The organism is Mesorhizobium ventifaucium (assembly GCF_935822925.1).
Taxonomy (GTDB): domain Bacteria; phylum Pseudomonadota; class Alphaproteobacteria; order Rhizobiales; family Rhizobiaceae; genus Mesorhizobium; species Mesorhizobium ventifaucium.
In genome coordinates this window covers 109,714-128,784 of record NZ_CAKXZS010000022.1, presented here as the reverse complement: position 1 = coordinate 128,784, position 19,071 = coordinate 109,714, and the positions used below count along the sequence as shown (strand labels likewise).

Annotated in this window: 13 protein-coding genes; all 13 read right to left on the bottom strand. The window is 63.9% G+C overall.

The window, feature by feature from the left end:
• Nucleotides 1–48: 48 nt before the first annotated feature.
• Nucleotides 49–1,320, bottom strand: a complete 1,272-nt coding sequence (locus NMG70_RS17890; protein ID WP_254025776.1) for an RNA polymerase sigma factor — start codon at nt 1,318–1,320, stop codon at nt 49–51.
• Entirely contained in the window at nt 1,317–1,691 is a 375-nt protein-coding gene (locus NMG70_RS17885; protein ID WP_254025775.1) for a YciI family protein, read from the bottom strand. The genes NMG70_RS17890 and NMG70_RS17885 overlap by 4 nt, the downstream gene beginning before the upstream one ends.
• 253 nt (nt 1,692–1,944) lie before the next feature.
• On the bottom strand, nt 1,945–2,517 hold the full coding sequence (locus tag NMG70_RS17880) for a type II toxin-antitoxin system VapC family toxin (RefSeq protein WP_254025774.1): 573 nt from the start codon (nt 2,515–2,517) through the stop codon (nt 1,945–1,947).
• Between the two features lies 1 nt (nt 2,518).
• Nucleotides 2,519–2,923, bottom strand: coding sequence for a hypothetical protein (locus NMG70_RS17875; RefSeq protein WP_254025773.1), 405 nt, complete (start codon nt 2,921–2,923; stop codon nt 2,519–2,521).
• A gap of 79 nt (nt 2,924–3,002) precedes the next feature.
• On the bottom strand, nt 3,003–4,103 hold the full coding sequence (locus NMG70_RS17870; RefSeq protein ID WP_254025772.1) for a DNA topoisomerase IB: 1,101 nt from the start codon (nt 4,101–4,103) through the stop codon (nt 3,003–3,005).
• Nucleotides 4,104–4,267: 164 nt separating this feature from the next.
• Nucleotides 4,268–5,152, bottom strand: a complete 885-nt coding sequence (locus NMG70_RS17865; protein WP_254025771.1) for a transglutaminase family protein — start codon at nt 5,150–5,152, stop codon at nt 4,268–4,270.
• Between the two features lie 25 nt (nt 5,153–5,177).
• Nucleotides 5,178–7,583, bottom strand: a complete 2,406-nt coding sequence (locus NMG70_RS17860; protein ID WP_254025770.1) for a circularly permuted type 2 ATP-grasp protein — start codon at nt 7,581–7,583, stop codon at nt 5,178–5,180.
• Between the two features lie 6 nt (nt 7,584–7,589).
• On the bottom strand, nt 7,590–10,967 hold the full coding sequence (locus NMG70_RS17855; protein ID WP_254025769.1) for a transglutaminase family protein: 3,378 nt from the start codon (nt 10,965–10,967) through the stop codon (nt 7,590–7,592).
• A 121-nt stretch (nt 10,968–11,088) separates the two neighbouring features.
• Complete coding sequence (locus tag NMG70_RS17850; protein ID WP_254025768.1) at nt 11,089–12,294, bottom strand: acyl-CoA dehydrogenase; 1,206 nt, start codon at nt 12,292–12,294, stop codon at nt 11,089–11,091.
• A gap of 642 nt (nt 12,295–12,936) precedes the next feature.
• Nucleotides 12,937–15,243: a Tex family protein gene (locus NMG70_RS17845; RefSeq protein ID WP_254025767.1), complete on the bottom strand. Its 2,307-nt coding sequence runs from the start codon at nt 15,241–15,243 to the stop codon at nt 12,937–12,939.
• A gap of 310 nt (nt 15,244–15,553) precedes the next feature.
• Nucleotides 15,554–16,735, bottom strand: a complete 1,182-nt coding sequence (locus NMG70_RS17840) for a serine hydrolase domain-containing protein (RefSeq protein WP_254025766.1) — start codon at nt 16,733–16,735, stop codon at nt 15,554–15,556.
• A 28-nt stretch (nt 16,736–16,763) separates the two neighbouring features.
• Nucleotides 16,764–17,960 (bottom strand): serine hydrolase domain-containing protein, encoded by a 1,197-nt coding sequence (locus tag NMG70_RS17835; protein ID WP_254025765.1) that lies wholly within the window; start codon nt 17,958–17,960, stop codon nt 16,764–16,766.
• A 68-nt stretch (nt 17,961–18,028) separates the two neighbouring features.
• Complete coding sequence (locus tag NMG70_RS17830) at nt 18,029–19,063, bottom strand: ABC transporter substrate-binding protein (RefSeq protein ID WP_254025764.1); 1,035 nt, start codon at nt 19,061–19,063, stop codon at nt 18,029–18,031.
• Nucleotides 19,064–19,071: the final 8 nt, after the last annotated feature.

Here is a 19,071-nt window from a genome sequence, read left to right as displayed (position 1 = left end):
CCCGGCATGGTCTAAGCCAAAGGCAGACCGTTGAACCAGCGAGTCGTCTCAGCGCGCTGTCTGCGCACCCCGCACGGCGCCTTCCTTCATCAGCCGGTCGATATGCATGCGGATATGGGCCGCCTCGGCGGCCGTATTGGCAAGCGCAATGGCGCGATCGAAGGCAATGCGCGCCTCCTCGCCACGACCGAGCTGCATCAGCAGGCCACCCTTGAGGCCGAAGAAATGGAAATAGCCGGAAAGCCTTTGTTCCAACGGCTCGATCATCGCAAGTGCGGCTTCCGGCCCGCGCACCTTGGCGACCGCGACGGCGCGATTGAGCGTCACCACCGGCGACGGCTGCATCTGCTCGAGCAGGCTGTAGAGCAGCTCGATCTCGTTCCAGTCCGTGTCCTCGGGCTTTGCCGCGCGCGCATGCAGGGCGGCGATCGCCGCCTGCACCTGGTAGGGACCGGGCTTCTGGTGCCGCAGCGCCTTGTCGACCAGCGCCAGCCCCTCGTCGATCATCTTGCGGCTCCACAGGCTGCGGTTCTGGTCTTCGAGCAGCACGATTTCGCCGTTCTCGTCGAAACGCGCCGGCGCACGCGCATGCTGGAGAAGCAAGAGCGCCGTCAGGCCCATGATCTCCGGCTCGGTCTGGAACAGCCTGAGCAGCAGCCGGGCCAGCCGGATCGCCTCCTCGCAGAGCGGCGCGCGCGCCGGTGCCTCGCCGCTGTTGGTCGAATAGCCTTCGTTGAAGATCAGGTAGACCATGGCGGCGACCGCGGCGAGCCGCTCGGAGCGCTCGACCGCGCCGGGCGTCTCGAACGGCACGCCGGCATCGGCGATGCGCGCCTTGGCACGGGTGATGCGCTGCTCCATCGCGCTTTCACCGATGAGAAAGGCGCGGGCGATCTGCTTGACGCTCAGGCCTGAAACGATGCGCAACGCCACGGCGATCTGCTGCGTCGCCGGCAGGTCGGGATGACAGCAGATGAACAGCAGCCGCAATATGTCGTCGCGGTAGTGCGCGCCGTCCAGCCGTTCGGCGATGTCGGTCTCGGCATCTTCCAGATCGGAGATCTGGTGCTCTTCCGGCAGCGGCGCCTGCTTGGCACGCTTGCGCACCGCGTCGATGCCGCTGTTGCGGCCAACGAAGATCAGCCAGGCTGCCGGATCGCGCGGCGGGCCGTTTGTCGGCCAGTTCTTCAGAGCTCGCAGGCAAGCGTCCTGGAAAGCTTCCTCCGCCGCGTCGAGATCGCGGAAGTAGCGCAACAGCGCGCCCATCGCCTGTGGGCGGGCGGTGCTGATCGCTGTGCTGATCCAGGTAAGGTCGGTCATGCGGAAACCTTGGCGGGACTGAAGAGCGAAACCGGCCGTATTTCGTAGGAGCCGCCGCTCGGGTTGACCTCTGAAAGCTCGCGCGCGAAATCGACGGCCTCGTCGAGATCGGCGCATTCGAGCGTGTAGAAGCCGAGGAACTGTTCCTTGGTCTCGGCAAACGGACCATCGATGACGACCGATTCGCCTTTGACCTTTCTCAGGGTTGTCGCAGCGGTCGTCGGCAGCAGCCGCGCCACCGGGCCAAGCCGGCCAGCCTGAGCGTATTTTTCCTGCACGCCCAGGAGTTTTTCCATGACGGCATCGTCCTGTTCCTTGCTCCACGAGCAGACGACGTCTTCGGAGGCATAGCAGAGGATAGCGTAGAGCATGGGTGCGTCCTTTTCTCTGTCAAAGGACGAAACAGTAGGACCGATCCCGACACAACGTCGATAAAAAAATCATGTCCTGCGAGCACAGTGAAGCGCCATTCGGTAGCAACCGCCAGGCGCCGGACGCGCCCGGACTTCTGGGGCGCATTCCAGGCTCACCATCGCCTCAGTTGGAGAGTGAGGAGCGCTGAAGTCTGGCATTACGCAGCAAAGACCACCAGATTTCGACATCGCCAGAAGCCCGGATGTGCAGCTATATTTGGATCGGCCGATACATCAAAACCCGGCCCGTCGGGATCAGCTGCAGCAAATAATCGAAGTCGCTGATGTTGCCTGTTAGAACGCTACATCCCAATTTCTGGGCCTGCAGGAACAGCACGCAATCCTGAAGTGCCCGCAACCTGGAGTCATGGTTGTAGCCTTGCAGGCGACACAGCATTCCTGAGAGGAGTGCGGCTCGGCCCAGGACATCGGGATCTGCTGCAAAAACCCGATGCGGCGGCATATCCTCGATCATGGTCCCGATCTGCTTCATCGCTTCGGCGGTGCCCGGGTGCTTCGGCTTAAGGACGCCAACCGTGTGCATCAGTTCCTGGATGGCTACGGTGGAATGATTGACCTGCCTGATGTCGAGGAGGTCGGCAACGGCTTCTGGCGCTCGGCCTTGCAAACCGTCGAGGTAAACACAGGTATCCAGCAGCAATTCCTGTCCCGCCTCGACAAGGTTACCGATGATCGGCAGCTCCCTGTCGGGCCGGCGGCTTAAAGTTTTCTGGGGGTCAAGTCGCGACCATCTGACGGCCGCACCGAAGTCGAAATCGGCCAATTCAGAATCCGAGCTTCAGCGTCGGATCCACCGTTCCCCGTGTTTTCCTGAAGGTCTCGGCGAAATTGTCTTCCAAGGCTACATTTGCCAACGCAAATTCGACCAGCTCGGTATCAGACGTCAATCCGGTTCGAGCCTTAGCCTTCTTGATCAGGTCGGCACTCACCCGTCCCGCAATCCTGCCGTTCTTCTCAGCGCGCAGGCCGGATTCTTCCGCCCTCTGCAGGACGGCATTGATTCTAGCTAGGCGACGCATCTGCATTTCGCAGCCGCTTTGGGAAGCGTTTTCGTCCGCTTGCCCACGGCGAGGCCGCGACGCACAGCTGCCTTCGCCATCAGGTGCCTCACCTTCCCGTTTAACAAAAATCGATTTTGGACAACATAGCAGGAAGGATGATTTTTTCAATGCCCGCTAACGGAACAGGTCCAGGCGCGCTTTTTGCTACCGAATACCACGATGAAGGCCTGTGGCTGCTCTGTTCGGTTCAGCTTTGCTGCGCCTTCAGCCATCTCAGAACGAGGGCTTCTTCGTCGTCAAGGCCGGCTATCGATCGCTTCCGCTTGTTCACATCCGCCATTTCGCTGAGCAGCCGTCCTTCGGACCAGGCTTCGAAGACCTGTGGGTGGATGTAACATTTACGGCAGATGGCGCGCGTGTTGCCCAGCCGCTCGGCGACCTTGTCGATGACGCCGTTCATCACCCGCTTCTGTTGTGCCTGGCTTTCGGGTCGTTCGGTTTGCGCAAACAGCGACGCAGCGTGGATGGTGCCGCCCCAGGTTCGGAAATGCTTGGAGCTGAAATCGGCCCCTGCCATCTCCCTGATATAGCGGTTGACGTCCTCGGAGCGGATCGGTCGCCTGCTTCCGTCCTCGTCGAGATACTGGAACAGTTTTTGGCCCGGCAGATCCTGCGCTCCGCGCACGATCCTGGCGATCCGGCGATCGACGAGCTTCAGCTTCCATTCTTTGCCGGACTTGCCCTTGAAAGCGAAACGCAGGCTCGAGCCTTCGATGTCGACATGGCGGTCGCGCAGCGTGGTCAGCCCAAAGCTGTTATTGTCGCGGGCGTAGGCGGCATTGCCGACGCGGATCATCGTGTTGTCGAGCAGCCAGACCACAGCGGCGACGACGCGTTCCAGCGGCAGGCCGTGACGGCGCAGATCGGCGTCGATCTGGCGTCGCAGCTCAGGCAGGCTCTCTGCAAAGGCAACCAGGCTCGAATATTTGACGCCATCGCGCTCCTCCGCCCACAGCGCATGGTAGCGATATTGCTTGCGTCCGCGCTGGTCCCGGCCCGTCGCCTGGATGTGACCGTTGGCATCCGGCGAGATCCACACATCCGTCCACGCCGGCGGGATGGCGAGCGCCTTGATGCGGGCCACGGTGCCCTCGTCGACACCCTGCCCGTCGGGCCCTTTGTATGAGAATCCCCTGCCGGCCCTGAAACGGCGGATACCGCGCTCGGTATCGGTGAGGTAGGTAAGCGAGGTTCGATCGGCAGAGGCTTGCGACCCATTTGTCGGCGCCCCTGGTGCAATCTTCCTGCTAGCCGACCGGCCAGGCGACGACCCGGATTTGTCCAGCATGTCCTCTCCACGGAATTTTCCCGTAGATAAGCAACGGATCGGCCGCTGGTTCCGCCATTGCTTCCACAAACATGGCTTCCACAAAGATGCCGGGCTCACCGCATGCGGGTTTGAGAAGCAGCCTTCTGCCGATGTTCAAGATCGATTGCGGCCTCGCTTGCCCGTCATGCCTTTTCCAGCACAACCGGAATTACGTCGACTGCTTGCTCGCCGACCTGTCCGCCCGTCGTCTTCAGGACGCCGACGATCGGCGCGACATCCGAGTAGTCGCGGCCGTAGCCAACGGTAATGTGATCGTTGCTTGCCCGCATGCCATTGGTCGGATCGAACTCCTGCCATCCGGTGTCGCGCCCGCACCACACCTTCACCCAGGCATGCATAGCATCGGCCCCTTCCAGTCGCGGCTTTCCGCGCGGCGGAATGGTGCGCAGGAAGCCGCTGACATAGCCGGCGGGAATACCGAGACCGCGCAGGCCGGCGATCATGATATGCGAAAAGTCCTGGCACACGCCCCGCCTCAGGTCGAAGGCATCGCTCGCCCGGGTCTGCACCGTGGTCGCCTCGCCATCATAGGTGAAATCGCGATGAATGCGGTTGCACAGGTTCATGGCGGTACCGACGACAGAACTGCCGGCACTGCTCCGCGCATATCCCGTGATATCAGCGTCGACGCCGGCATGGTCGCTGGCGGCCAGAAAGTGATGCGGTGTATCAGGCGACAGCGACCGCACCGCTTCGAGTTCCTCCCTTAGCCGGCGAATGTCGGGCGACACGTCAAGCCCGGGTTCCGGCCGCGAGACCGCGACGCGCGCGCTCATCCTGATGTCGAGCGCATCATGGGCATCGCGAAAGGCGATCGACGTGACATTGTTGCCGAAGAAATCGGAAAAGTCGGAGCGTTCGCTCGGCGCCGGCGCGAACGACAGCGAAGCGGCGATCACGCGCTGCACGCCCGATATCGTCGGCGGCAGCACGCGCACCTGATGACGGCCGCCGCCCGCCGCCGCATCGTAATCGTAACGCAGATTGAGCCTGATGTCGTAGAGCATGCCAGCCTTTATCCGGACCCCGTCCTTAGCCGAAATAGGCCTTGGCGAGGCTGTTATAGAGGCCGCCGATCTCGGTGGCGAGATCGTCCAGGGCCTTCGCCGTCATGTCCGATGGCTCCTTGATGGCGATTGCGGTATTGAGCTGCAGTATCTCTTTTGCCGCCGGCGACATATGCCCCTCGCCGCCGATAGACGGCAACAGCGCGATTTCGGCCTTCAGCCGCTCGAGCTGGAACAGGATGGAGCGCGGGTTGAGCGGATCGAGCACCAGGAGGTCGATCACCGTGCGCCTGCCGGCCTGCACCGGATACTGCCGCCGGTGGGTCATCACGCTGTCGCCGATCTCCAGCATCATGTCGAGCGCGCCTTCGGGCGCCGCAGCCCCGGTCAGCCGGGCGAGCGTGCGGGCGATCTGGATGCCGCGTTCCAACCGCCGGCCGATCTCCAGGAAGCGCCAGCCGGTGAAGCGGTACATATTCTCATGCAGCAGGCCCGAAAACCCGGCGAGCTTGCGCAGGATGACCGTCATCGCCCGCGTCGCGTCATCGCCCGGCGCCACCGTTGTCGCGAATTGATGAATCGTCTTCGACAGATCGTTCAGCGCCAGCCAGCCGTCGGGCGAGAAGCGGTCGCGGATCTGCCCGGCGCTGTAGACGGCGCTGTCCAGCGTGCCGATCAGCCCCGGCGGGATCGCCGCCGCGACGTCGATGCCGAACGGTTCGAGATGGTCTCTGATATCGGCAAGCAAAGGCATGTCGGGGTCGGAGGCCTCGGCCAGCCGCACGTGATAGGCGCGCAGGATGCGCACCGTGTCTTCCGATCGCTCGATATAGCGGCCGAGCCATGTCAGGTTTTCCGCTGCGCGGCTGGGCAGGCTGCCTGGCGAGGTGCGGGTGAAGCTGTCATGCTCCTGCGGCAGCAGCGTCTCGCGCTCCACCGGCCCGTCGCTGACCACCCATACATCCGCCGCTTGGCCGCCGCGCTGCATGGCGATTGCGGTCGGGTCGAGCGAAAAGCCGACACGGGCGAAACCGCCGGGCATCACCGTCCAGCCTTCCGGCGTTCGCGCCAGATAGACGCGCAGGGCTGCCGGCCGCGGCTCAAGCCAGCCGCCGACATAGACCGGCGTGGTCGAAAGCGTTACCGCTTCCTGTCCGACGAAGGCGCCGCCGTCCCGTTCGATCCGGGCTATCAATTCGGCCCGTGCCCCGGCAACCAGCGCCGAGCCCAGCCTGGTGCAACCGTCATCCTCGAAGGCAAGCCGCGTCGACAGCGCCGGACCGATCACCATGCGGTCGAGGTTGGCCAGCACATGGTCACGGTCCGCGTCCCGCCCGCACCACCATGTCGCGACGCTCGGCAAGAGAAGCTCCTCGTTGCGCAATTCGCGCGAAATTTTTGGCAGGAAGGCGAACAGCGCCCGCGTTTCCATCAGCCCGGAGCCGAGCGCGTTGACGGCTGAAACGGCTTCCCGGCGGATCGCCTCGACCAGCCCTGGCGTGCCGATCTGCGAATCCGGCCGCAACTCCAGCGGATCGGCGAAGGCCGCGTCGAGCCGCCGCCACAGCACGCTGACCGGCATCAGCCCGGAAACCGTGCGCACCATCAATCGACCGCCGGAAACGGTCAGATCCTCGCCTTCGAGCAGCATGATGCCGAGATAGCGGGCGATATAGGCATGCTCGTAATAGGTTTCGTTGAGCGGCCCCGGCGTCAGGATGGCGACACGGCCGCCCGATACCTTGGCCATGCCGTTCAGCGCGTCGCGAAAGCGACGGAAGAAGCCGGCAAGGCGGTGCACATGCATCTCGCCATAAATGTCGGACAGCGCACGCGTGGTGGCGACGCGGTTTTCCAGCGCAAAGCCGGCCCCCGACGGCGCCTGCGTGCGGTCGCCCAGCACCCACCAGCGGCCATCCGGTCCACGACCGAGCTCGAAAGCGCAAAAGTGCAGGAAATGGCCGCTGGCCGGTCTGGTGCCGACGACGGGGCGCAAATATTCCGGGCTGGCCGCGATCAGCCCCGCCGGCAGGATGCCTTTCCCGACCAGGTGGTTCGGCCCGTAGATATCGGCAATCGTTTCCTCGAAAAGTTCGGCCCGCTGGACCAGGCCGGCACTGATCGCGGCCCATTCCTGCTCCTCTATCAGGAGAGGCACATGCGCCAGCGGCCATTCGCGCTCATTGGCGCCGGCCTGATCGTAGAGACGGTAATAGACTCCGGCGTCGCGCAGATACTGGTCGGCGCGGGCAAAGCGCTGGGCGAGCTCTTCAGGTCCCAGTTCTTCCAGCGCCTCGATGAACTCCTTCCATACCGGACGGGGATTGCCTGATGCATCGACCATCTCATCGACGACGCCGTCAATCGGCTGGTAATGCTCCAGCAGGTTGTGCGGCCGGCCGCGTATTTCCTTGTGATTCCCCTTTGCCATGGCTGATCAGAGTCTTGCAGGCCGCCGCAGGTCAAGGGTCATCGGGAAATCCTCAGAGGCTTGTTCGTCGCGCAACACGTAGGCGGACGGCGTATGGCCACGCGGCTCGAAGCGGGCAAGCCGTCGCGCCTCCGCTTCATTGCCGTTGACTGGGAAAGTGTCGTAGCTGCGCCCGCCGGGATGTGCGACATGGTAGACGCAGCCGCCGACCGCCCGGCCCGACCAGCGATCGTAGATGTCGAAGACCAGGGGCGTGTTGACCGGCAGCGCCGGATGCAGCCCCGATGCCGGCTGCCACGCCTTGAAACGGACGCCCGCCACCGCGGTCTCTCTGGTGTCGGTCACCTTCATCGGCACGATACGGCCGTTGCAGACGACGGCGTGACGCTCCGGATTGAGCCCTTCGGTCTTCACCTGCAGCCGCTCGACCGAGGAATCGACGAAGCGCACGGTGCCGCCGATGGCGCCCTGCTCGCCCATGACATGCCACGGCTCCAGCGCCTGCCGCAGCTCCAGCTTGATGCCGGCATGCTGGACCTCGCCGCAGAACGGAAAGCGGAATTCGAGCTGCGCGTCGAACCATTCGGGACGGAACTCGAAGCCGTTCAGCTTTAGGTCGTCCAGCACGTCGAGAAAGTCAGCCCAGACATAATGCGGCAGCATGAAACGGTCATGCAACGACGTGCCCCAGCGCACGAAGCGGCCCTCGAGCGGGTTCTTCCAGGCGCGAGCGATAATGGCGCGCACCAGCAGTTGCTGCGCGAGACTCATGCGCGCATTGGGCGGCATTTCGAAACCGCGGAACTCGACCAGCCCCAGCCGGCCGGTCGGGCCGTCCGGCGAAAACAATTTGTCGATGCAGATTTCCGAGCGGTGGGTGTTCCCCGTCACGTCGGTCAACAGGTTGCGGAACAGCCGGTCGACCAGCCACGGCAGGGGTGCCGCGCCCTGGTTCGGATGCGGCACCTGAGCCATCGCGATCTCGAGCTCGTAGAGCGAATCGTGGCGCGCCTCGTCGAAGCGTGGCGCCTGGCTGGTCGGACCGATGAACAGACCCGAGAATAGATAGGATAGCGACGGGTGCCGCTGCCATTGCAGCACCAGGCTCTTCAGCAAATCGGGGCGGCGCAGAAACGGACTGTCGTTGGGTGTCGCGCCGCCGACGACGACATGATTGCCGCCGCCTGTGCCGGTATGACGGCCGTCGATCATGAACTTGTCGGCGCCGAGGCGCGTCTGCCGCGCCTCCTCGTAGATCGCGGTAGTCGTCGCCACGCAGTCCTGCCAATTCGCAGCCGGATGGATGTTCACTTCAATGACGCCGGGATCCGGAGCCACACGGATGACGTTGAGGCGCGGATCGTGCGGTGGGCCGTAGCCCTCGATATGCACCGGCAGGCCGATAGTTTTTGCCGCGTTCTCGGCCGCCGCGACCAGTTCGAGATAGTCTTCCAGCGCCTCGACCGGCGGCATGAACACACAAAGCCGTCCGTCGCGCGGCTCGACCGACAGCGCTGTGCGCACCGCGCCGCCGATCTCGGTGATCTCCTGTTCGACACGGTCCTGCTGGCCGGTCGCGGCGGTGAATGACGCCGCCTGCTGGCGGCGCGCCATTTCGTCGGCGCCTTCAAGTTCGGCCAGTGCCGCCTCCGGCACAGGGGCAGCTCCCGGCAACATCGCCTCGCGCACCGGCAATGGCCCGCGCGGCAGCGAAGGATCGACCGGCACGATGTAGGGGAACTGCGCCGGCGGCACATGGGGAAGCGTGCCGAGCGGCAGGCGGTAGCCGACCGGTGAATCGCCCGGCACCAGGAACAGCCTGCCGCGCCGCGTTTTCCATCTCTCCGAACGCCAGCGCGGTCCCGACGCCTGGCTGTTCCAGCGCTGGACAGGCAGTACATAGCCCGACGGCTTGGTCAGGCCCCGTTCGAACACCCGCGCCATGCGGCTGCGCTCCTCGGGGTCGTCCAGCTTCGAATTGGACGGATCGACATTCTCCGGCAGCTTGCCTTCCTTGAGCAGCCACTCGGCCGGATCCTCATAGGCTTCGCTGACCATGGTGTTGTCGATGCCGAGTTCATCGGCAATCGCGGTCAACAGGCCTTCGGCCTGCTTCGGTCCGACATCTGCTTTGCTGTTCTCCCGTGCGATCAGCGATGGGTCGCTCCACACCGGCTCGCCGTCGGCGCGCCAGTACAGCGAAAAGGTCCAGCGCGGCAGGCTTTCTCCCGGATACCACTTGCCCTGCCCGTAATGCAGGAAGCCGCCCGGCGCGAAACGCTCACGCAGCCGGCGTATCAGCGCATCGGCCTTTTCGCGTTTTGTCGGGCCGACGGCGGCGGTGTTCCACTCCTCCGCCTCGAAATCGTCGATCGACACAAAGGTCGGCTCGCCACCCATGGTCAGCCGTACGTCCCCAGCCTCCAGCGCGGCGTCGACCTGCTTGCCGAGCGTATCGAGCGCCTGCCAGCTTTCGTCGGAGAACGGCTTGGTGATGCGGGGGTGCTCGGCGATGCGGTCGACCCGCATGTCGAAGCCGAACTCGACATTGGCGAAGCTCGCCATGCCGGAAATAGGCGCGGCGTTGCGGAAATGCGGCGTGGCCGCCAGCGGCACATGGCTTTCGCCGGTGAGCAGACCGGAGGTCGGGTCGAAGCCGATCCAACCGGCGCCCGGCAGATAGACTTCGCACCAGGCATGAAGATCGGTGAAGTCGATCGCCGTGCCGGGCGGACCGTCAAGCGCGACGAGGTCGGGCTTCAGCTGGATCAGGTAGCCGGAAACGAAGCGCGCGGCGATGCCGAGGTTCCTCAGGATCTGCACCAGCAGCCAGCTCGTATCGCGGCACGAGCCTTTCTTGGCGGCCAGCGTTTCCTCCGGCGAGAAAACGCCGGTTTCCATGCGCACGATATAGGCGATCTCGCGCTGCAGCCGCGCATTGAGGTCGACGACGAAATTGATGGTGTTGGTTGGGTGGCGATCGATGGTTTGCAGGAACACCGACAGCAGCGGTCCGGCCGGTTCCGGCGTCCGGTAGATGGCGAGATCGGCGCTGATCTCTTCCGGGTATTCGAACGGAAAGGTCTCGGCCGACGGCTCGACGAAGAAATCGAATGGATTATAGACCGTCATGTCGGCGACGAGGTCGACCTCGATCTTCAGTTCCGTCACCGGTTCCGGAAACACGAAGCGCGCCAGGAAATTGCCGTAGGGATCCTGCTGCAGATTGACGAAATGGTCCGCCGGCCCGACCTTCAGCGAATGGCTGAGCACCTTGGTGCGGGAATGCGGCGCCGGCTGCAGCCTGATGACCTGCGGGCCGAGGACGACCGGCCGGTCATATTTGTAATGGGTCAGGTGGTAGACGGCTGCCAGAATTGCCATGGGGCCTCGAAAGTCGGCGTTTCAAACGAATTCGCCGAACCCTGACACAAATGCTGGCCATTCTCCAAGCAGAGATGTTGCGCTGCACCTAAATTAAGCAGCGTTGCCGGCCTAGGCGTCTTTAGAAAAACGCCTGCAAGCCGGTCTGCGCCCGTCCAAGGATCAGCGCATGCACGTCATGCGTACCCTCATAGGTGTTGACCGTTTCCAGGTTCTGCGCGTGGCGCATGACGTGGTAGCCGATCTGGATGCCGTTGCCGCCATGCATGTCACGGGCCTGGCGAGCGATGTCGAGCGCCTTGCCGCAATTGTTGCGCTTGACGATCGAGATCATCTCCGGCGCCATCTTGCCTTCGTCCATTAGCCGCCCGACCCGCAGGCTACCCTGCAGACCGAGCGCGATCTCGGTCTGCATGTCGGCGAGCTTCTTCTGGAACAGCTGCGTGCCGGCCAGCGGCTTGCCGAACTGCTTGCGGTCGAGGCCATATTGGCGGGCCCGGTGCCAGCAATCCTCCGCCGCGCCCATCGCCCCCCAGGAGATGCCGTAGCGCGCGCGGTTGAGGCAGCCGAACGGCCCCTTCAGGCCCGACACATTTGGCAGCAGCGCGTCTTCGCCGACTTCGACGCCTTCCATCACCACTTCGCCGGTGATCGACGCGCGGAGACTGAGTTTGCCGTCGATCTTCGGCGCCGACAGCCCCTTCATGCCTTTTTCCAGGACGAAGCCGCGAATCTCGTTGTCCTGCGCGCCCGCACTCTTGTCGGACAACTTCGCCCAGACGACAAACACGTCGGCGATCGGCGCGTTGGAGATCCACATTTTCGTGCCGGAGATCTTGTAGCCGTTCGCCGTCTTTTCGGCCCGCGTCGTCATGCCGCCGGGGTCGGAACCGGCATCCGGCTCGGTCAGGCCGAAGCAGCCGATCCATGCGCCTGACGCCAGCTTCGGCAGGTATTTCTTGCGCTGCGCCTCCGAGCCATAGGCATGGATCGGATACATCACCAGCGACGACTGCACGCTCATCATCGAGCGATAGCCCGAGTCGATGCGCTCGACTTCGCGCGCCACAAGCCCATAGGTGACGTAGTTGGCGCCGAGCCCGCCATATTCTTCCGGAATGGTGATGCCGAGCAGCCCGACCTCGCCCATCTCGCGAAAGATCCCGGCATCCGTCTTTTCCTCGAGATAGGCTTCCTCAATCCTGGGAGCGAGCTTGTCGGCGGCGAATGCCGCTGCGCCATCGCGCACCATCCGCTCGTCTTCCGAAAGTTGGTCCTCGATCAGGAAAGGATCATCCCAGACGAATGCGTTCTTGTCGGCGGCCATGGCCTCGGTCTCCAGATCACGGAATTGGGCGGCTTATCGGCTTCCGGCTCGAAAAAATCAAACGAAATTGCTTCGCCATTAATGAGCGCTAGTAATGGATCATGAACGTGCAGCGCCGCCTTTTGCCTGGTATCGGCGCCCTTGCCGCCTTCGAGGCGGGCCCGGCCGATGCAGAGCCGCGGCGCCTATTACCTCGTCGTGCCGCACGACAAGCGCGGCCATCCGCCGGTCGCAAAAAACCCGCCTCTTGGGCGGGTCAGTGGCGCACATGTGCATTAGGCCTGAATCATTAGCATAGCTGCCGGCACAAAGCAAGAACAAACATGCTCTACCTCCGGGCAATCACCTCAAGTTGGCGCTGCCCCTCATTGCCCTGCCGGGCATCTGTTAGCTCTTCCTTCTCCCCTTGTGGGAGAAGGTGGATCGGCGCGTAGCGCCGAGACGGTTGAGGGGTGTTGGACGGAGTGCTGTCGGTGCCAAGCTGGAACACCCCTCATCCGACCTCGCTTCGCGAGGCCACCTTCTCCCACAAGGGGAGAAGGAAGAGCCGCGCTGCTTGCGCCGTCACTATACGGGGGAAGGTGCCGGCAGCGGGCAGCGCCGACATCGACAGCGCCAGTTTCTCTTTGGCCGATCTATCAGCTACTTTCGCTTCATCGCCTCCGCCAACGCAGCGCCGAAAGCGCCCTGTTGCGCCGGCCGCTCCGGCTGGCGCTGCGGCGCCGGCGCGCGCGGCGCCGGTCTGTTGCCATTGTCGCGCGGCTTCGGTGTGCCGCCGTCAGCATCCCTGCGCATCGACAGGCCGATGCGCTTGCGTTTGATGTCGATGTCGACGACGCGCACCTTGACCACGTCGCCGGCTTTCACCACCTCATGCGCGTCCTTGACGAAACGGTCGGCCAGTTGCGAGACATGCACCAGGCCGTCCTGATGCACGCCGATATCGACGAAGGCGCCGAACGCGGCGACATTGGTGACAGTGCCCTCCAGCAGCATGCCTGGCTTCAAATCCTTGATGTCATCGACGCCGTCGGCAAAGGTCGCGGTCTTGAAGCCGGGGCGCGGATCGCGGCCGGGCTTTTCCAGTTCCGCCAGTATGTCTCGCACCGTCGGCAGGCCGAACCGCTCATCGACGAAGACACGCGGATCGAGCGCCTTTAGAGCGGCACTGTCGCCCATCAGCGAACGGAGGTCACGTCCGCAGGCGGCGACGATCTTTTTCGCCACGCCATAGGCTTCCGGATGCACGGCCGAGGCATCGAGCGGTTCGGTGCCGTTGGGAATGCGCAGGAAGCCGGCGCATTGCTCGAACGCGCGGGGTCCAAGGCGAGAGACCTTCAACAGGTCACGGCGGCTGGCGAAGGGGCCGGCCGCGTCACGGTGCGCAATGATCGCCTCGGCCAGCGATGCGCCAAGACCCGAAACCCGCGCCAGAAGCGGCGCCGAGGCGGTGTTGAGGTCGACGCCGACGGCATTGACCGCGTCCTCGACCACCGCTTCCAGCGAGCGGCCGAGCCGATACTGGTCGACGTCATGCTGATACTGGCCGACGCCAATCGACTTCGGCTCGATCTTGACCAGTTCGGCGAGTGGATCCTGCAGCCGCCGCGCGATCGACACCGCACCGCGCAGCGACACGTCGAGGCCGGGAAATTCCGCCGCTGCAGTTGCCGAGGCGGAATAGACCGAAGCACCCGCTTCGCTGACGATGACCTTGAGCGGCTTCGGCCCAGAATCCGACGGCATGTCCGACAGCATGTCGGTCACCAGCCTTTCCGTCTCGCGGCTGCCGGTGCCATTGCCGATGGAAATCAACTCGACCTTGTGCAGGCGGATGAGCTTTGCGAGTTCGGCTTGCGTGCCGCGCACATCGCTCCTTGGCGGAAACGGATAGACCGTCGTCGTCGCCAGCAGCTTGCCGGTACCGTCCACCACCGCCACCTTGACGCCGGTGCGGATGCCGGGGTCGAGCCCCATCGTGGCCCGCGAGCCGGCCGGGGCGGCGAGCAGCAAATCCTTCAGATTGCGGGCAAAGACATGGATCGCCTCCTCCTCGGCCCGCTCGCGCAGATCCCGCATCAAATCGAGCGTCAGGTGCAGCGACAGCTTTATGCGCCAGGTCCAGCCGGCCACCTCCATCAGCCAGCGGTCGCCCGGCAGCTGGCGGCCGACGGCGTAGGCGTCGGCGATCATCCGTTCGACCGGCTTCACCGGTGAAGCGTCGTCGGCATCGACTTCGATATCGAGCGACAGCACCTCTTCGTTGCGACCGCGCAGCATCGCCAGGGCGCGATGGCTGGGCACGTTGGCCCAGCGCTCGACATGGTCGAAATAGTCGGAGAATTTCGCGCCGGCTTCCTGCTTGCCGTCGACGACGCGCGACCGCATGAAGGCGCGTTCCTTCATGTAGGTCCGCAGCCTGCCGACCAGATCGGCATTCTCGGCGAACTGCTCGGACAGGATGTCACGCGCGCCCTCGAGCGCCGCCTTGGCGTCGGCCACCTCTTCACTGATGTAGGCCAGCGCCAGCTCGGCGGGCACCGCCGCGCGATCGGCAAGGATGGCCTCGGCCAGCGGTCCCAGCCCACGCTCGCGCGCGATCTCGGCCTTGGTCCGGCGCTTCGGCTTGTAGGGCAGATAGATGTCTTCGAGTCCCGCCTTGGTGGCGGCCGCTGCGATCTTGGCTTCAAGCTCTTCGGTCAGCTTGCCCTGGTCGCGGATCGAACCGAGGATGGTGTCGCGACGCGCGTCGAGCTCGCGCAGATAGACGAGCCGCTCGGCCAGCAGGCGCAGTTGCGTATCGTCGAGGCCGCCGGTGACCTCCTTGCGGTAGCGCGCCACGAACGGCACCGTCGCGCCTTCGTCCAGCAGCCCGATCGCCGCCGCGGCCTGTTCGGGCCGGGCCGCGATCTCGGCTGCGATGATTGCTGCGATGCGCTCGGATGCCATGTCGGTCCTGCTGTCCTGTCGAAAAGAGCGGCGACCATAGGCCGGGAGATCAGCCGCGCCAACCTCGGTCTTTTCGACCGACCAAGAGGTCCACAGGAAAGCACGTTGGAAATTCGCATGGCAGAATGCGCCCACGCCTGGATTTGCCCGTGCCCCTCAGACGTTCGCGCTGCCCTCGCCAATTTCCAGCGTTGCAAATAAGCGCCGACTTTTGCGTTCAGCCCCTTCTCCCCGTCACTATACGGGGAGAAGGTGCCGGCAGGCGGATGAGGGGCAGCGCCGACATTGCCAGTCGTATACGATTGGGCTGCTAGACCATCCGGCTCAGCGCTTCGAAGAAGGCGACCATGTCGAGATCGAGCGGCTCGTCGACCGGTTCCGGCTGTGACGACATCTTGGCGATGACGACCTCCGCCTTGGGATTGACGTAGAGCCACTGGCCGTGGATGCCGATGCCGCAGAAGGCGCCGCTTGCCGCGCCGGTCTGGTACCATTTGTTGCGGTAGCGGCCTTGCGGGAAGAGGAATGCCATCGCGCCACGCTGCCAAGCCTCGCTGTCTCCGCCTATGCTGACTGTGTCGCGCACCCAGGCTTCCGGCACGATGCGGCGACCATCGGCCATGCCGCCCTGCCGCATCATCTCACCGACACGCGCCAGGTCGCGCGGCGTCACCGAAATGCCGCCGGCCGTGCGCGCTGTGCCTTCCCTGTCGACCGTCACCGACGCTTCGCTCGTTGCACCAAGCGGCAGCCAAAATTTTTCGCGCGACAGCTCTGCGAAGCGCTGGCCGGACGCGCGTTCGAGCAGGATGCCGAGCAGGTCGGAATTGGGCGAGCGATAGCGAAAGGTCCGGCCATGCGGCTCGGCAAGGCGCTGCAGCGTCAGGATGAAGTCGGCCAGGCTTTCCGTGCCGCCGCCCGGATTCCACAGCGTCGCGCGACGATAGCGGGCAAAGGCGCTTTCCGGATCGAGATAGGCTTCTTCGAAGTCGAGGCTCACGCTCATGTCGAGCACATGCCGAACGCTGGCATCACCATAGGCCGAGCCGGCAGCTTCCGGCAGATAGCGGGTCACCGGCGCCTGCGGATCAAAAATCCCCTCGCCTTCCAATATGCCGGCCAGAATCGCGGTCAGCGACTTGCTGATCGAGAAGATGATGTGGCGGGCGCCGAACTCCATATGCGGTGCGAACCAGTCGCCGACGAATTTGCCGGCTTTCATGATCGTCAGCGCGTCGCTATCGGATCGCGTGAGAAAGGCCGCAACGGTCTCCGGTCCCCCGGCCAGCGCGATCTTTTCGCCAAGCAGCCCGTCAAGATCCTGTGCCGGCGCCTCACTGCCGCTTGACGCTGCAGCGACAGTTGCGCACGGCACCAACTCGCCGACATTCTGGAACGACCACCGGCTGAACGGGCTTTCGCGCCAGTTGCCGAGTAGCACCTGGTTGCGGCCAAAGCCATATCTGGTCTCGAACGCGGTCTTGCCGGTCATGGCGTTTCCTTCCGGTTTTCTTTGGAACTCAGGCCAGCGCGGCGGCGATCGCGTGCACGGCTTTCAGCGTCGCCACCGAATAGGCGATGTCGGTGAAATCCGGGTAGCTCGAAAGCTTCACCACAACCATTCTCGTGTTCCAGTCAATATGGATCAGCTGCCCGAACACCCCCTCGCACATCAGCGCGCGAGAGCGAGGGTCCTCGATCCAGAACTGGTTGCGGTAGCTGCCTCCCGGCAGGCTGGGATTGAAATCCGGTCCATGCCTGCCGGTGCGCGTCGCCTCGATCCAGTCGGCCGGCACGACGCCGCCGCCATTGTCGAGGATCAGCTGGCCGAAACGGCCATAGTCGCGCAGCGTGGCGTTGAAGCCGCCATCGGCGATGGCGTAGCCGGCGCTGTCGACGGTGAAGCAGGCGCTTTCATCCGCGCCGAGCTTTTGCCAGAGTTCTTCCGAAACCAGCTGCGCCAGCCGCTTGCCAGTCACCCGTTCCATGATGAAGGCGAGGACGTCGGTCTCTATCGAACGATATTCGAACGCAGCGCCATGCGGCCGGCTTGTCTCCTTGAGTCGCAGGATCAATTCGAACATATGGGACGGCCACTCGAAGGCCGGGTCGCTGCCCGGCGGCACCGGTTTCCAGCCGCTGGCGACGTCGACCTGGCCGATGTCGGAATAGCGGTCGGTGTATTCCTCGGAAAAACGCACGCCTGTCGTCATGTCGAGCACATGCTGGACGCTGGCGCCGGCCCAGCCGGTAGTTTCCAGCTCCGGCAGATAGGTCGTCACCGGCATGGCCGGATCGATCAGGCCGCGCCCGACCAGTATGCCGAACACCGAAGCGGTGACCGACTTCGCCATCGACTGCGACAAATGCAGCGTGCGCTCGGTCATGCCGTTGCAATAGCGCTCATAGGCGATCTTGCCGTCCTTGAGCACGAGAAACCCGTCCGTATAGGTTTCGTCCAGCAGCCCGGCCAGCGTCGTCGGCTGACCCGTGCTGTCGCTCACCGGCAGCGCGTCGAGATCGACCTCGCTCCGCTCGAACCGGCGGCGATGGCCATTGCCGCGCCAGACTTCGACGGTCGGCAGGGTTTCGCGGATGTGCTGGAACGCCCAGCGGTTCCATGGCGGCCGGTCCCAGTCGAGCTTCGGCGGCACCATCTTGGGTGGCGAGCCCTGCATGATCGGCGGCACCGGTTCACTGTTACGGTAGGAGGTCATGAGATGCGTCCCGGCAAACATGAAAACGGACCCGGCGGCTGCAGCCGCCGGGTCCGTCAACGATGCGATCACTTCTGCAGTTCGGTCCAGATCCTGGTGTAGAGTGCCTGCACGTCGGGCGCGCAGTTCAGCATGAACTTGCCCTTGTCGGCGAACTCGGCCGGGATGTTGACCTCCGGCGCCGTTTTCATGTCCTCAGGCATGAAGGCTTCCGATCCCTTGATGCCGTTGGCGTAGCGCGCGAAAGACGAGATCAGCGCGGCGTTCTTTGGATCCATGACGAAGTTCTGGAACAGCTTGGCGTTCTCGACGTTCTTGGCGTCCTTCAGCACCGCGAGATTGTCCATCCAGATCGGATAGCCCTCCTTCGGATAGCCATAGACGATGTCCTTGTTCTGCAGGCGGGAGCGGAACGATGCGCCGTTCCAGTCGACGCTGGCGGCGAAGTCGCCCTTGGCGAACTTCTCGACCGTGCCGTAATCCATGGAGATCCATTTCGGCTTTGCCGCCACCAGCGCATCGCGCACCTTCTTCAGCACCTCCTTGTCGCCGGTGCACGGCTCGCCGCCGATATATCTGATGGCGAGATGCATGACGTCGGCCATCTCGGGAACGACGTTGATCTTGCCGACCAGTTCCGGCGGCGGGTCCATGAAGATCGCCGAGGTATTGGGATCGCCCTTGTAGACTGAGGTGTTGACGGTGACGCCGGTCGTGCCCCACTGCCACGGCACGGTGTATTTGCGGCCCGGATCGAAGGGAACATCGACCCATTTCGGATCCATGTTCTTGAAGTTCTCCATCTTGTTCGGCTCCGTCTCCAGGAGCAGCCCTTCCTGGATCCAGATCGGCACGAAGCTCGCCGAAGGCACCACGACGTCGAAGCCGCTGCCGCCCTGCCTGATCTTGGCCAGCGCCGTGTCGTTGGAATCGTAGTCGGTGACGGTCACCTTGACCTTGTATGTCTCCTCGAATTTCTTGACGAGCTCGGGGCTGGTGTAGTTGCCCCAATTGTAAATGTTGAGTTCGCCGTCGGCGCGGGCGAGACCCGCCGAGGCGAACAGCGCGGCGCTGAGTGCCGTCGCAGTCAGTTTCCACTTCATCGTTTCTC

What these genes read in the sequence shown, in the direction of transcription:
- NMG70_RS17845 (WP_254025767.1), bottom strand. Translation starts at nt 15,243, where the DNA reads ATGGCATCCGAGCGCATCGCAGCAATCATCGCAGCCGAGATCGCGGCC.
- NMG70_RS17870 (WP_254025772.1), bottom strand. Translation starts at nt 4,103, where the DNA reads ATGCTGGACAAATCCGGGTCGTCGCCTGGCCGGTCGGCTAGCAGGAAG.
- NMG70_RS17840 (WP_254025766.1), bottom strand. Translation starts at nt 16,735, where the DNA reads ATGACCGGCAAGACCGCGTTCGAGACCAGATATGGCTTTGGCCGCAAC.
- NMG70_RS17830 (WP_254025764.1), bottom strand. Translation starts at nt 19,063, where the DNA reads ATGAAGTGGAAACTGACTGCGACGGCACTCAGCGCCGCGCTGTTCGCC.
- NMG70_RS17860 (WP_254025770.1), bottom strand. Translation starts at nt 7,583, where the DNA reads ATGGCAAAGGGGAATCACAAGGAAATACGCGGCCGGCCGCACAACCTG.
- NMG70_RS17885 (WP_254025775.1), bottom strand. Translation starts at nt 1,691, where the DNA reads ATGCTCTACGCTATCCTCTGCTATGCCTCCGAAGACGTCGTCTGCTCG.
- NMG70_RS17850 (WP_254025768.1), bottom strand. Translation starts at nt 12,294, where the DNA reads ATGGCCGCCGACAAGAACGCATTCGTCTGGGATGATCCTTTCCTGATC.
- NMG70_RS17890 (WP_254025776.1), bottom strand. Translation starts at nt 1,320, where the DNA reads ATGACCGACCTTACCTGGATCAGCACAGCGATCAGCACCGCCCGCCCA.
- NMG70_RS17855 (WP_254025769.1), bottom strand. Translation starts at nt 10,967, where the DNA reads ATGGCAATTCTGGCAGCCGTCTACCACCTGACCCATTACAAATATGAC.
- NMG70_RS17835 (WP_254025765.1), bottom strand. Translation starts at nt 17,960, where the DNA reads ATGACCTCCTACCGTAACAGTGAACCGGTGCCGCCGATCATGCAGGGC.
- NMG70_RS17865 (WP_254025771.1), bottom strand. Translation starts at nt 5,152, where the DNA reads ATGCTCTACGACATCAGGCTCAATCTGCGTTACGATTACGATGCGGCG.